Genomic DNA, 13,699 nt, shown 5'->3' with positions numbered 1-13,699 from the left:
ATGGATCTGCTCGACGACATGCGCATCTTCGTGAGCGCAGTGGAAGCGATGAGCTTTACCGGGGCGGCAGCCAGACTCGGACTGTCAAAGCAGTTTGTGAGCCGGCGCATCTCGGCACTGGAACAGAGCCTCGGCGTCCGGTTGCTGCTGCGCACGACGCGGCGGCTGGCCGTGACCGACCTCGGCCAGATCTATTACGCACGGGCGCGGCGAATTCTCGACGATGTGGAAGCCGCCAATCTTGCCGTGAGCAGTCAGGGCGAGCGCCCGCGCGGCAATTTGCGCGTCTCTGCGCCGATGTCGTTCGGCACGATGTTTCTCGGCTCGGTCATCCCGTCGTTTCTGGCGACCTACCCCGACGTCACCATCGAGCTGGAGTTGAACGACCGCACCGTCGACATCATCGGCGAAGGCTACGACGTGGCGGTGCGCATCGGCGCGCTGGCCGATTCGTCGCTGATTGCGCGCGCAGTGGCCCCCATGCGCATGGTGACGTGCGCCAGCCCCCGATATCTGGCCGCCCACGGCACGCCGCTCACCCCCGAAGACTTGCGCGAGCATGCCCTGCTGCCCTACGGCCATAGCCAGCGCGTGAGCTGGACCTATGCGCGCGACGGGAGTCCGGTGGAGATTTCCGTGTCAGGCCGTCTGCGGGTCAACAACGGCGAATTGGCACGCGATGCCGCCGTGGCGGACCTCGGGCTGACGTGGCTGCCGGTGTTCATCGTCGCGCCGGCCTTGATGGGCGGGCGTCTGGTCACCGTGCTCGATGACTTCGCCCCGCCCCCGACCGCCATTCACGTCGTCTACCCGCAGCATCGTCAGGCATCGCTCGTGATTCGCGCGTTTTCCGAGTTTTTGGCCTCGGCATGCAGCGTGGCGGGGGTGCAGTGGTAACGCGAAGCGCGTCTCGAAGTATGGGAATCGGCCATCAGACTTGACCATCCATAGCCCTGACAGGGATACTTGACAGGTTAAAAACCCAGCTTTTCCACGCCGATGACCACGATTCTGCAACACATTCCCACGGGACAATCGGTCGGCATCGCCTTCTCGGGCGGTCTCGACACCAGCGCAGCGCTGCTTTGGATGCGCAAGAAAGGCGCGATTCCCTACGCTTACACGGCCAATCTCGGTCAGCCGGACGAACCCGATTACGACGAAATCCCGCGCCGCGCGATGGCCTACGGTGCCGAACAGGCCCGTCTGGTCGACTGCCGTGCCCAACTCGTGTCGGAAGGTATCGCTGCCCTGCAATCGGGCGCGTTCCATATCTCGACGGCCGGCGTGACGTACTTCAACACCACGCCGATCGGCCGCGCCGTCACGGGCACGATGCTCGTGGCCGCCATGAAGGAAGATGGCGTCAATATCTGGGGTGATGGCAGCACGTTCAAGGGCAATGACATCGAGCGCTTCTATCGCTACGGTCTCTTGACCAACCCGGGCCTGCAAATCTACAAGCCGTGGCTCGACCAGCAGTTCATCGACGAACTCGGCGGCCGCAAGGAAATGTCGGAGTTCCTGATCGCCAACGGCTTCGACTACAAGATGTCTGTCGAGAAGGCGTATTCGACCGACTCGAACATGCTCGGCGCCACCCACGAAGCCAAGGATCTGGAGCACCTGAATTCGGGCATCAAGATCGTGCAGCCGATCATGGGCGTGCCGTTCTGGCGCGATGACTGCGCGATCAAGGCAGAAGAAGTCACCGTTCGCTTCGAAGAAGGCCAGCCGGTGGCCCTGAACGGCAAGACGTTTGCCAACGCCGTCGAACTGTTCGAAGAAGCCAACCGCATCGGCGGCCGTCACGGTCTGGGCATGAGCGATCAGATCGAGAACCGCATCATCGAAGCGAAGAGCCGTGGCATCTACGAAGCCCCGGGCCTCGCGCTGCTGTTCATCGCTTACGAGCGTCTGGTGACCGGCATCCACAACGAAGACACCATCGAGCAGTACCGCGAAAACGGCCGCCGTCTGGGCCGCCTGCTGTACCAGGGCCGTTGGTTCGACCCGCAAGCCATCATGCTGCGCGAATCGGCACAACGCTGGGTGGCGCGCGCCGTGACCGGCGAAGTGACCATCGAGCTGCGTCGCGGCAACGATTACTCGCTGCTCAACACCGTGTCGTCGAACCTGACGTACAAGCCCGAGCGCCTGACGATGGAAAAGGGCGAATCGAGCTTCACGCCGCTCGACCGTATCGGCCAGTTGACGATGCGCACGCTCGACATCGTCGACACGCGCGAGAAGCTGATGACGTACGCCAAGGCCGGTCTGCTCACCTCGACGAGCGAAGACGCCCTGCCGCAACTCGAAGGCAAAAAGGACTAAGACGGGCCGTCCGGCAGCCCTGCCCCCTCCATGTTGTAAGGGGCGCTCAGGGTGCCGGCGCTGTCTTGCCGCAACAAAGGCGGCGCGTTCCTCACGGAGCGCGCCGCCTTTGTTTTTGGCCTGTCACGGTACACGCGCTAACATAGCACCACATAACAAGCTTTTTCCCACATCCCCCGTGAACGGGATGCCCGTGACGCCCGGTACTGACGGCGTTGCGACGCATGCGATGGAGACCCTGCGTTGGTACGTCTGATCCTGTTGTTGCTCGGCGTCGATTATTTGCGCCGGCGAGCCCGTGCGCTGATCTGGATTGGCGCGCTGTTCTTTGCCTTCGGGCTCGCACTCATCGTCGATGCGCTCGACGGCGTGGTGCATTTCCCGATCAACGTGTTTGCGTGGCTGTTGCTTGCCGAAGGGCTGGCGACGCTGGCCATTGTCGGGATCGGCGTCGGCGGACAGCGCATCGTGCGCAGCCTGAAGGGCGGTACCTTTACGCTCACGGCGCTGCTGGTGCTCTTCTTCCATCAGCAGCACGGCAACTTCTGGCTGTCGATGCTGTTCGGCACGCTGTTCCTCGCGGACGGACTGCTCCAGTGCGTTGCCGCCTACGTCGTTCGTTACCCGCGCTGGGCATGGGCGATGGCCGGCGGCATTTTCGAAATTGCCGTCGCGGTGTTCTTCTATCAGCCGTACCCCACGCACTACAAGGGCACGCTGCCGTATGCCATCGGCTTGGGTCTCGTGTTCACCGGCTGGAACGTGCTGGTGCTGGCCATGCGCGCACGCCGCATGCGCAGCAGCTTCCGCGTCGAGCAGATTCTCGGCAGCCCCGAAGACAAGCGCAAGTTGTGGCGTGACCGTCCGCGCGCACCGCGTTGGGAAGGCCCGCCCTCCGAAGGCGAGCCCGCGCTGACGGTGCACGTCTGGACGCCTTCCGGTTCATCGAAGGCCCCTGCGCGCCGACAACCGCTGATCGATCGCTATATCGCCGCTGTCGATAAGAACGGCGTGATTTCGACCGGCCACGCTGCGCTCGAAAGCCACGAAGGCGTGTATCTGAGTCTGTATCCGGCGCAGGAGATCGACCGCTCGCCGGATCAATTCGGCCAGCTGCTGCGTGCGACCCGCGAGAACGACGTACCCGGTGTGTTCCAGCCCGACTACGTGACCGAGTCGAAAGCGTGGTGTGCGTCGACAGTCAAGGTGCGTATCCGGAACTACAGCCCCCAGCAGTTGAGCGCCTTCTGGGAGACGTACCGGCAGAACCCCACGTACAACCTCACCCACCGCAACTGTTCGAGCAGCGTAGCAAAGGCCCTCGAAGCCGCCATCGAAGGACGCGTCGGACGCCTGACCAACGGCGACGATGCGGGCTGGTGGACGTTCGTTCGTCTGTGGCTCACGCCCGAATTGTGGGTCGCGGCACAATTGCGCAAGCGAGCCAAGACGATGGCATGGACGCCGGGTCTCGTGCTCGATTACGCGCGTGCGGTGAGCATGCTGGTCGACCCGCGTCCATTCGGCTGGATCACGATGTCGTCGCTCGCCTTACGCCGCATGCGCCGGTCGCGTCGCGCATGGCGTGAAGCCGCCGAGCAGGCCGCAGCGGAAACCCAGAGCAATCAGGCCTCGCACGGCTGACGTCGCCGCGCGAGGGTTGCCATTCGCAGCAGTCAACTCACGAGGACAGCTCAACATGTTCAACCGCCTGTGGCGTTACGCGAGCGCCGCCTTGTTCGCCAGCCTGGTCATCGGACGTGCCGCACACGCGGTCACGCCCGAGGCCGCCCCTGCCGTCATCCCGCACGGCGCAATCGTCGAGCGGCTACCTCTGGAAGCCGACCACGGCCTGCCCGAAGCAGGGGAACAGTTCCGCATTCGCTATAGCTCCATCGACGGGGTCGGCGGCATCGAAGCCCGCGAGGACACCGGCGCCGTGTTTCTGCCGAAGGGTCCGACGCCTGCTGGTGGCTGGCCCGTCGTCCTCTGGGCGCACGGCACGGTCGGCGTGGCGAGCCCCTGTGCGCCGTCGCTCAACGTGCGCACGCAGCGCGACACCCAGTATCTCGGCACGTGGCTGTCGCTCGGCTTTGCGGTGGTGGCGCCCGATTACGCCGGTCTCGGCTCGCAGGGACTACATCACTATCTGAACGCGCGCGCCGAAGCGTACAGCGTGCTCGATAGCCTGCTGGCCGCGCGAAGCGTGTTCCCGTTGCAGAACCGGGTGGTCATCGTCGGCCAGTCGCAAGGCGCTCATGCCGCGTTCGCCGCTGCCGGGTATCAGCCGCTGTATGCGCCCGACGTGAAAGTGATCGCAACGGTGCTGACCGGCACGCCTTACTTCAACGCGCAGACCTCGGCGGCCGCCATCTTCGCCGGACAGCCTGACCCCGGCGCGCCTGACCCGAAGATTCCCTACGCGATGTACATCTTCCTCTCGGCGGCCGATCGAGACCCGTCGCTCCAAGCCTCGCGCTACTTCTCGCCGCAAGCGCTACCGGTGCTGGATATGGCGCGCTCGCTGTGCATCGGTGAATTGACCGACCGCTCTACGGCCGCCGGGTTAAACGGGGGCAACAGCATGCAACCGGCGATTCAGAAGCTCATGCACAACCAGACGCCCTCATTGCGTTACCCGACGCTGCGCATCAAGCATCCGGTGTTCATTGGCATGGGTTCGGACGATATCGACGTGCCGGTCATGATGCAGCAGGCTTTCGCGCGCGACGTCGCAGCGGCTGGGACGACCACCGTGGTGCGTGTCTACGAAGGGCTCGATCACGACGCGGCGGTCAATCCGTCGCTCAGAGACTCGGTGCCGTTCATCCTCAAGCAGATGGCCCCTGAGAAGCGTGCACGCGCACAATAAATAGAGGGGCGATTCGGAATTCCGGAAAGACAGGAGCAAGGCGAGTTAGCAACAAGAGACATAAGCCTTTGATTTGTTTGAAATTATTTCTCGTTGCACGGACGCAACATGCGGACACTTACGCAAAACTACATATGGTGCGTCGCAACACGTTGTCCTATACTGAACTCGTCTCCTCCATGTCTCCTCCTGATATGGATTAAGCCCGCCTCTCGCGGGCTTTCTTTTTTTCTGCGCCCGAAAACGCGCAAGTATCTGGCCTCAACCGTCCAGTTACCGGACGGCGCCCTTAGTCGATGACTGCGGCACACGCATCAGTCGGCGCCGCCAGCACACCCCCGACCCCCGGCACGATCTTCAGGCCCGCCGAGGCCACACGGCACGGGGCGGCCACGAGCCCGCATCCCGCCACCGATGTTACGAACGGCAGCACGGCAAACAGCGCCCACCAGCGCCGCAGATTGCGCGGTGCGGGCGTCGACTTCGCGCGCGCGTCTTCCGATGACGGATCTACGGACGGCAGGGGCGAATTCAGCGAATTGCGCGGAGGATTAGCCACCGACTGACCCGATTGGGCCGGCGAGCGGTACGTCGAAGCTACGGTATTCATGGGCGTGAAGCATCCAGAAAGAAGGCTTGGGGGGCCGGATAGCGCGGAGAAGCGTAGAGAGCGTGAGAATCGCCGGTTACTCGGGCGACGTGTGTCCGACATACGTGAAGCGTGCCACCGGAGCGTCATCCATGGTCACCGGCTCGTTCCAGATGCGCAACAAACGAGTGCTCATCGGCAGGCCTTCGCGCGGATAAAGGCGGGTGTAGACCACCACCGGCTCATCGGTCTCGTCGGCGCGGGCAATACCGAGCGCGAGATAGTAGTTGCCTTTGTAGTGGCGGTAGACGCCCGGGCGGAATGCCTCGATCTCGGGCGTGGATTCGGCGGAAGGTGCCGGTGAATTGGGAAACATCGTGTTCAACTCCTGCAAACTACAAACGGCTATCACTTGGGAATAACGATACCGACCGATTTCGCCAGCGGTGCCGGCGAGATCCCGGACACCCCCCGAAACGGCTCGTCCAGATTGATGATCAGTGCGACCACCATCCCGATCGCGCCCATGTGCAGCGCAATGATGAAATTGCTCTTCCACGATCCCGGATATCGGCCGTTCATCGCCATGGCCGCGACCAGAAACAACGTAATCACCCACCAGAACACAGAGGGCACGGTCTTTGTGGCGTTCTCGAAGCGGCCCTGCCGCGCTTCTTCCAGGCGGTCGAGCAAAATGCGGATCGAGCTGGCGCTCTCGTCATGCTCCTTCAGCACCCGGCGCGTCGCGCCGACGAACGCGCTCAACGCGTCTTCCGTGCGTGGCGAGAGATCCGGGTCGGCGGTACTCAGCGTCTTCCACTCGTCATTGACGGCGGACGTCACATAGGTGCGCAGCAACACCCGTGCGGCTTGCGCATCGGTGTCTCCAACGGCCTTCAATTCGCGGTCCAGACGCCGCACCACCGACGCTTCGTGCAGTGCCTGATCGTCGGCATGGCCGAGATTGGCGCGCACGTCGGTGAGCACATGAGCCAACACGAAGACGATGAAGGCGAGCAGGCTGCCGTGCACCACGTCGGCCACGGTGCCACGCACTTCGGAGGGGTCTGCCAATCGGTCGAACAACCAGACGCGCGCCAGCCAAGCCACGGCCACTGCCGTGAGGGCTGTCACGATCGCCAACGACACGAGCAGCAAGCCCGTCGGCATCAGCGTCATTTGGTCAACCAACCATTGCATCCGTTCCTCTCCCCTGGCGACGTTATTGGGGCGAACAGGTATCCCGCATCAGGGTACCCGCCGCCGATGCGGCGACTATACCTGATGCGCGAAGGACGGCAACCTTGCGAAAATTTCCGCGCATGTCGGCGGAAAGGAAAAAGAAGGTGGCAGCGCTCAGAGCGCTTTCGTCAGCAGCACCGTGGTGAAACCGCTATCCCATTCCTCGTCGGGATACGTCGCGACCTCGGCATAACCGTGCTTGCCGTAAAACGCGCGGCTCTGCGTGTTGAACGTATCGGTTTCCAGCCGCGCCAGTGTCTGAGCGCTTGCACGCATCTGCGCTTCGGCGTGGGCGAGCAGCGTTGCCCCGACACCCAATCGCTGCCGCGCTGGCGAGACGTGCAGGGCGTCGATGAAATCGCCCACCACGTGCACCATCCCAGCCACCGCCCCATCAACGGTAGCGACCGTGAATTCCGGCCAATGCGTCTCGACATAAGCGCGAGTGCGTTCACCCGATGCGTGCGCCGCAGCGGCCTCCGGGCGCAGTTCCGGCGCCCACGTGGTGAGATAGGTTTGCATCAGCAGCGCTGTCACCGCGTCGATATCCGCCGCACTCGCAGTACGCAGCGTCACTTCAGGACCAGGCATTGCGAAGCCTCCGTGCTACGTCGATATGCACCGTCACATCCCCCACCGGACCGGCGGGCCCCTCACCTTCGCGCGGTTTGGGCAGCATTTCGAACAGCGGCAGCATCTTGTCCGACACGAAGCGGCTGCGCGTGCCGTACACGTGACGGTCGCCCAGACCGGTTTGCTGGTGCACGTAGAAGCGCTGCGGCACAACGAGTTGCAGCGACGTCTTCGCGCGCGTCATGGCCACATACAGCAAACGGCGTTCTTCCTCGATGTCCTCGTCGTCGCCAGTACTCATGTCGGACGGGATACAACCATCGACCACGTTAAGCACGTAGACCGAGTTCCACTCCTGCCCCTTCGCGCTGTGAATCGTCGAGAGAATCAGATAGTCCTCATCGAGCAGTGGCGGGCCAGATTGCGCACTCGTCGCATCGGGCGGATCGAGCGTCAGTTCGGTCAAAAACTGTTCGCGCGAGCCGTAGGTCCCGGCAATGCGTGCGAGCTGTTCGAGATCGGCCTGACGCACGGCTGCATCGTCGAAGCGCTGGGTGAGCAGCGGTGCGTACCAGCGCAACGCAAGATCGACATCGGCGGGCCACGCAAGGCGCGTGTCATTGAGCGTTCTGAACACTTCCACAAACCCGCGCCAATCATGCGCAGCGGCCGACGGCGGTTTGAAATCGGCAAGCACCTGCGCGGGCGTCGCGGACTGCGCCATCGCATCGAGCAGGCGCGTGGCACTCACGGGCCCGATGCCGGGAATGAGCTGCGCCACACGAAAGCCCGACAGACGGCTCGCCGGGTTATGCGCCCAACGCAAAATCGAGAGCATGTCCTTGACGTGCGCCGCTTCTAGAAACTTCAAGCCACCGAACTTCACGAACGGAATGTTGCGCCGCGTGAGTTCGAGTTCGAGCGCGGCACTGTGACTGCCCGTGCGAAAAAGCACAGCCTGCTGTTTCAACTTCGTGCCGGTCTCGCGTTGTTCGAGCACCTGATCGGCGACCCAACGCGCCTGACCGGACTCATCGCTGACGTTGACCAACTGCGGCAACTGCGTCGACTGACGATCCGTCCAGAGCGCTTTGGCGTAACGCTCAGTCGATTCGGCGATCACCGCATTCGATGCATCGAGAATGGGCTGTGTCGAACGGTAGTTGCGCTCTAGCGTGATCACATGCGCCGGCTCGACAAACTGGCCCGGGAAGTCGAGGATGTTGCGAATGGTGGCGGCACGAAACGCATAGATCGATTGGGCATCGTCACCGACAACCGTAAGACCGCGTCCGTCCGGCTTTATCGCGAGCAGAATCTGCGCCTGAAGCCGGTTAGTGTCCTGATACTCGTCGACCAGCACATGATCGAAGCGCGCCCCAAGCTCGCGCGCCAGTTCGGGGGCGGTCATCATCTCGGCCCAGTACAGCAGCAGGTCGTCGTAGTCGAGCACGTGCTGCGACTGCTTGGCATCGACGTAAGCGCCGAACAACGTCTTCAATTGCGCTTCCCACTGCGCGCACCACGGGAAGTGTTTCGCCAGCACCTCAGCGAGCGGCGCCTGACTATTCACGGCTCGCGAGTAAATCGACAGGCAGGTGCCTTTCAGCGGAAAGCGGGACTGCGTGGCCGAGAAGCCCAGTTCGTGCCGCGACAGGCCGAGCAGGTCCTCCGCGTCGCTGCGGTCGTGAATGGTGAAGGCTTCCGAAAGCCCGATGCGCGTTGCGAAGTCGCGCAACAACCGTGCGCCGACGGCGTGGAACGTGCCCGCCCACGGCAGCGATGGCGGTTGCGATGACGCCAGCCCGAGCACCTTTTGCAGCACGGCGCCGGCGCGGCGCTCCATCTCCCCGGCAGCGCGCCGGGAGAACGTCAGCAACAGGAGGCGATTGGGGTCGGCGCCCCGCGCGATCAGGTTGGCCACGCGATGCGCAAGCGTGCTGGTCTTGCCCGAGCCGGCGCCTGCGATGACCAGCAACGGCCCGCCGGGCGCGCCGTCGTCGCCCACGCCGTAGTCGACGGCTTCGCGCTGGCGGTCGTTGAGTTCGGCCCACGGGTCGCGGGCGGTTGGAATCGGCGCTGAAATCGACTTATCTGACATGCAAGACAAGGGTGGCTGGAGGGTCGGCGAGTCAGTGAGTGGGCGCGACGGTCGCACCGACTACTGTATATTTATACATTATAACGATCGCATCGACGCTCATCGAGTCACAGGGTTTCGAGTCATGACATTGCGTGTCGGCACATCGTCCTGGACCGACCGGACACTCATTGCCTGCGGGCGCTTTTACCCGCCGGGCGTCGCCACGCCCGAAGCGCGGCTGCGCCACTACGCGTCGCGTTTCGATCTGGTGGAAGTCGACAGCAGCTACTACCACCTGCCTGACGCGGGCATGGCGTGGCGCTGGACGCAACGCACGCCGCCATCGTTTCGCTTTCACATCAAGGCCTTCCGCGCGTTCACCGGGCACTCGACCCCCGTCAGTGCCCTGCCCGCGGATATTGCGGCTGCGCTGGGTTCGCCTCACGACCGGCCGTTGGGTTCTGTCGATGCTAACGTCGACGCCGACGTCTCAGCCAACCTCCCCGCCGAGCTACGGGATGAGCTTTGGCGACGGTATCTGGAAGCCATCGAGCCGCTGCGCCAGAGCGGACAACTGACCGCCATCCATTTTCAGTTCTCGCCGCGCGTGAAAAACGACCGCGCTGGGCGCGCACTCGTCTTCGACACCGCCAGACGGCTCGACGGCGAGCGCCACGCGATCGAGTTTCGGCATCGCAGCTGGTTCGACACGCCCTCGCGCGAAGCCGCCACGCTGGCGATGCTGCGCGAGACGGGTGCCGCTCACACCATCGTCGACAGCCCCACCGAATTCGAAAACACCGTGCCTGCCGTCTGGGCGACGACTCGCGACGACCTTTGCGTCGTGCGTCTGCACGGCCGCAATGCGGCGGCTTGGAACCGGCGCGGCCTCTCCGCGTCATCGGGCCGATTCGTCTACGAGTACAGCGCGAGCGAATTGACCAACATTTCGGCACGCGTGGCGCGTATTGCCGCGAAGGCCGACGACACGCACGTGCTCTTCAACACCAATCACGAAGATCAGGGCATGCGCAACGCAGCGGCGTTCCAACGCACGATTGCGGGGCTGGCACGCGGCGATATCACGCTGTACACCACCGATGCCGACGACGAATGGGATGCTCTCAATCCGGACGGCACGTCACCTTGGCGATGAATCGTCGTTGATCTGCGAGCGCAAACGCTGCGCCTCACGCCATGCTGGCAGATCGGCCAGACGCGCCCCTTCGGGCACAACACCGTGCTTGCCGTGTCCGAGGCGCTGCGATTTGTAGATGCCCGTGTGTCCCGAGCAGAGGTACGCCAGCACGCAGGCGATGGCGGCATACCCGCCGATTTGCGGGCCGAAGATCTCGATGGCCATCAGCGTCGACGCAATCGGCGTATTCGCTGCCCCGGCGAACACCGCCACGAAGCCAACACCAGCAAGCACGGCGGCGGGCAGCGTGAGCACATGGGAGAGCGCATTGCCCAGCGTCGCACCGATGTAGAACAGCGGTGTGACTTCGCCGCCCTTGAAGCCCGAGCCCAGCGTCACCACGGTAAATAGCGATTTGCCGAGGAAGTCGTACCACGGCAGCGTCGTGTGAAAAGCATCGACGATGGTCGGAATGCCGAGGCCGAGATACTGCGGCGTGCCGAGTGTGGTCGCCGCGACGGCGACCAACACCCCACCCACGACCGGACGCAGCGGTGCGTAGGTGATGCGTCGTTTCATGAACGCCGACATGGCGTGCGTTGCCTGCGCGAAGCCCATCCCGACGAGACCGCAGGCCACACCCGCGACAGCCGCGCTCATGGCCCCGGCCAATGACATCGACGCGCTGAACAGTTGCGGCGCGATGGCATACGCCGTGTGATGCACGCCCCAGGCGCGCGTCACTGCGTCACCGACGAGCGCGGCAACGAGGCACGGCAACAGGGCGTCGTAGCGCAAGCGGCCAATCGCAAGCACTTCCAGCCCGAATACGGCCCCGGCAAGCGGTGTACCGAACACCGAGGCAAAGCCCGCCGCGATCCCCGACATCAACAACACGCGCCGTTGCTCGCCGGAGAGCCGGAAGACGTGCGTGAGTTGATCGGCCAACGCGCCGCCCATCTGCACCGCCGTGCCTTCACGGCCCGCCGAGCCGCCGAACAGATGAGTGATGACGGTACCGGCCAGCACCAGCGGCGCCATACGCAGTGGTACGACACGGCGAGGGTCGTGAATCTCGTCGATCAGCAGGTTGTTGCCGGCCTCCACGCTCGCGCCGAGCCGCAGGTACAGCCAGCCCACGGCGAAGCCCGCGATGGGCAGCAACCAGAGCAGCCACGGATGCAGGACACGCGTGTCGGTCACGATCTCGAGTGCGACGAGCAGCAGCGCGCTGGCGCTACCGGCCATCACGCCGACAAGCGCGGCCAAAGCACTCGCGCGTGCGGCGCGCGGCAGCACATCGGCCAGCTCGCGCAAAGGGGAATGGTCAAACATCTTCATGGTGTGCGCACACAGGGCAACGCATCGGACGGGCCGATGCCATCGACGAATCGCCTGGACATTACCGGGGGAAGCTGGGAAGAAACACGGAGGAATGAGACGCGAAGACCGTCCGCACGCATAGCCCGCAACCTCCCGGCACACCAGGATCTTGCAGGCATCATCAGCCCCGTGGCGGGGCGGTTTGCGAAACGAACGCCGGAGGTATGCCATCTCCGTTGAAGCTGTCGCCATGCTATCAGGAAGCGAGGGCACTCACAATGCGTGACACTTTTGCCCCGTTTCATGGGCTGGAATGCCATAGCCCATCAGGACTTTCCGATATATCGACCTATTGCCGTTTTGCCTGCATAACCGCCTCTAGAATCGGCAACGGATCGACGGAGGTTGGCATGACCGCAGACACGCAATACACCGATCGGGTGAGTCGCTACGACTGGACCGACATCGCACAGCTATGGCATGGCGTGATGACGTGCGCCACCCCGGACTGGGACCCGGGCAAGGCGCTGGAATATCTGGTGCTCAAAGGCTTCGAGTTGAGCGGCGCGCAGGTTCGGTGGCCGTATCGGGTGGATTTGCTGGATACGGTGAACGTCGAGCAAATCGACGGCGTCGTGTATGTCGCAGGTATCGCGGCATTGATCGAGTGCAAGGACCATTCGGATGCCCGGCGGCGCACCAAGCATCACGTCGACTTCACGCCCATTGCGAAACTGCGCAGCCAGTTGGCTCGCCGACCTTCGGCGATGATCGGCTGCCTATTCACCAGCGGCGACTTCACCGATGCCGCCATCACCATGGTCAATTTCACCAAGCCGCAGACGATCTTGTGCTGGACGGGCAAGGACATCGAAAAATGCGTACTACAGCGCGACTTCTCGCATCTGATGCGGGCGAAGTATCAAGCGTGCCTGGAGCACGCGACGCATTACGATAAAAATCAACACAAGGACCTACTCGTATGAAACGTAGCATCGTATGTCCATCACGAGACGCCTTCACGCTTCTGCAAGCCTGGTTGCCCAGTGATGTCGTGCGTTCGTCTTGGTTCTTTACGTCCCATGGGATGTGGGATGCAGTACCTTGCACACGACGCACGCTCTCGCAATTTGCTGCGCCCACAATTCTGATCCGCAATGCATTCAGCGTGTATCCCGATCTGATCAGCGCCCAACTGGGTAGTGCTGAGCAGACCTTGTGGGCGTATGCCTCAGAGAGTCGTTGCGAAGTCCGGATTGTCGCGCCGACGCTCGAAGTCATGCTGTTCGAGACGCCGGAAATTGTCGATGCGGTGTTCGGTGCGCGAGCGACGGAGGTCCTGCGCGTGATGGGTACCTACGATCCGGTACGCGCGATCCAGGTGGCCGGCACAACGATGGCCCGGATTACCGAGCGCTTCGACCCGACGACGATCGACCTGCTGCGGGCCACACCGACCGGACAAGACGTGTTGGAAGGTATCGCCGCGCTAGACGCAAAAAACCCGACCTGTGCCTGTACAAAACACTAACGGCGGGGACGATG

Annotated in this window: 13 protein-coding genes and 1 riboswitch; of the genes, 7 read left to right on the top strand and 6 right to left on the bottom strand. The window is 63.3% G+C overall.

All coding sequences use genetic code 11. From position 1 onward, the window contains the following. The 4 genes from AT302_RS01815 (at position 1) to AT302_RS01800 (ending at position 5,206) form a co-directional block, all read left to right on the top strand. Complete coding sequence (locus AT302_RS01815; protein ID WP_058376948.1) at positions 1-897, top strand: LysR family transcriptional regulator; 897 nt, start codon at positions 1-3, stop codon at positions 895-897. Positions 898-999: 102 nt separating this feature from the next. Then, positions 1,000-2,334 carry an argininosuccinate synthase gene (gene argG / locus AT302_RS01810; protein WP_058376947.1) on the top strand — a complete coding sequence of 445 codons (1,335 nt, stop codon included), beginning with the start codon at positions 1,000-1,002 and terminating at the stop codon, positions 2,332-2,334. A gap of 243 nt (positions 2,335-2,577) precedes the next feature. Next, entirely contained in the window at positions 2,578-3,978 is a 1,401-nt protein-coding gene (locus AT302_RS01805) for an HdeD family acid-resistance protein (RefSeq protein WP_058376946.1), read from the top strand. A gap of 55 nt (positions 3,979-4,033) precedes the next feature. After that, positions 4,034-5,206, top strand: a complete 1,173-nt coding sequence (locus AT302_RS01800) for an alpha/beta fold hydrolase (protein ID WP_058376945.1) — start codon at positions 4,034-4,036, stop codon at positions 5,204-5,206. Between the two features lie 289 nt (positions 5,207-5,495). Here the strand turns inward: AT302_RS01800 and AT302_RS28345 are convergent, their stop codons facing one another. From AT302_RS28345 to AT302_RS01775, 5 genes are all read right to left on the bottom strand, one after another. Next, positions 5,496-5,666, bottom strand: coding sequence for a DUF6726 family protein (locus AT302_RS28345; RefSeq protein WP_322788735.1), 171 nt, complete (start codon positions 5,664-5,666; stop codon positions 5,496-5,498). A 226-nt stretch (positions 5,667-5,892) separates the two neighbouring features. Then, the gene (locus tag AT302_RS01790) at positions 5,893-6,171 is read right to left on the bottom strand and encodes a DUF1653 domain-containing protein (protein ID WP_058376943.1); all 279 of its coding nucleotides are present in this window, start codon (positions 6,169-6,171) and stop codon (positions 5,893-5,895) included. A 32-nt stretch (positions 6,172-6,203) separates the two neighbouring features. Then, entirely contained in the window at positions 6,204-6,995 is a 792-nt protein-coding gene (locus AT302_RS01785) for a bestrophin-like domain (protein WP_058376942.1), read from the bottom strand. Positions 6,996-7,151: 156 nt separating this feature from the next. Then, positions 7,152-7,628 carry a GNAT family N-acetyltransferase gene (locus tag AT302_RS01780; RefSeq protein WP_058376941.1) on the bottom strand — a complete coding sequence of 159 codons (477 nt, stop codon included), beginning with the start codon at positions 7,626-7,628 and terminating at the stop codon, positions 7,152-7,154. Then, positions 7,615-9,711 carry an ATP-dependent helicase gene (locus AT302_RS01775; RefSeq protein ID WP_058376940.1) on the bottom strand — a complete coding sequence of 699 codons (2,097 nt, stop codon included), beginning with the start codon at positions 9,709-9,711 and terminating at the stop codon, positions 7,615-7,617. Before AT302_RS01775 ends, AT302_RS01780 begins: the two co-directional genes overlap by 14 nt. A 124-nt stretch (positions 9,712-9,835) precedes the next feature. Here AT302_RS01775 and AT302_RS01770 point away from each other — a divergent pair, with 124 nt between their 5' ends. Then, the gene (locus AT302_RS01770; protein ID WP_084655976.1) at positions 9,836-10,849 is read left to right on the top strand and encodes a DUF72 domain-containing protein; all 1,014 of its coding nucleotides are present in this window, start codon (positions 9,836-9,838) and stop codon (positions 10,847-10,849) included. Here AT302_RS01770 and AT302_RS01765 read toward each other — a convergent pair. Beyond that, the gene (locus AT302_RS01765; RefSeq protein ID WP_084655975.1) at positions 10,835-12,172 is read right to left on the bottom strand and encodes a voltage-gated chloride channel family protein; all 1,338 of its coding nucleotides are present in this window, start codon (positions 12,170-12,172) and stop codon (positions 10,835-10,837) included. The genes AT302_RS01770 and AT302_RS01765 overlap by 15 nt on opposite strands. Before the next feature lie 147 nt (positions 12,173-12,319). Further along, positions 12,320-12,398, bottom strand: a riboswitch (Fluoride riboswitch). A gap of 166 nt (positions 12,399-12,564) precedes the next feature. On the opposite strand from AT302_RS01765, the gene AT302_RS01760 reads away from it, so the two are divergent. Next, a complete protein-coding gene (locus AT302_RS01760) occupies positions 12,565-13,140 on the top strand; it encodes a restriction endonuclease (protein WP_058376939.1) in 576 nt (191 codons plus the stop codon). After that, the gene (locus tag AT302_RS01755) at positions 13,137-13,685 is read left to right on the top strand and encodes a Clp protease/crotonase-like domain-containing protein (RefSeq protein WP_157125655.1); all 549 of its coding nucleotides are present in this window, start codon (positions 13,137-13,139) and stop codon (positions 13,683-13,685) included. The genes AT302_RS01760 and AT302_RS01755 overlap by 4 nt, the downstream gene beginning before the upstream one ends. Positions 13,686-13,699 lie beyond the last annotated feature (14 nt).

It is taken from the genome of Pandoraea norimbergensis (assembly GCF_001465545.3).
GTDB lineage: Bacteria > Pseudomonadota > Gammaproteobacteria > Burkholderiales > Burkholderiaceae > Pandoraea > Pandoraea norimbergensis.
This window is presented reverse-complemented; position numbering and strand designations above follow the sequence as displayed.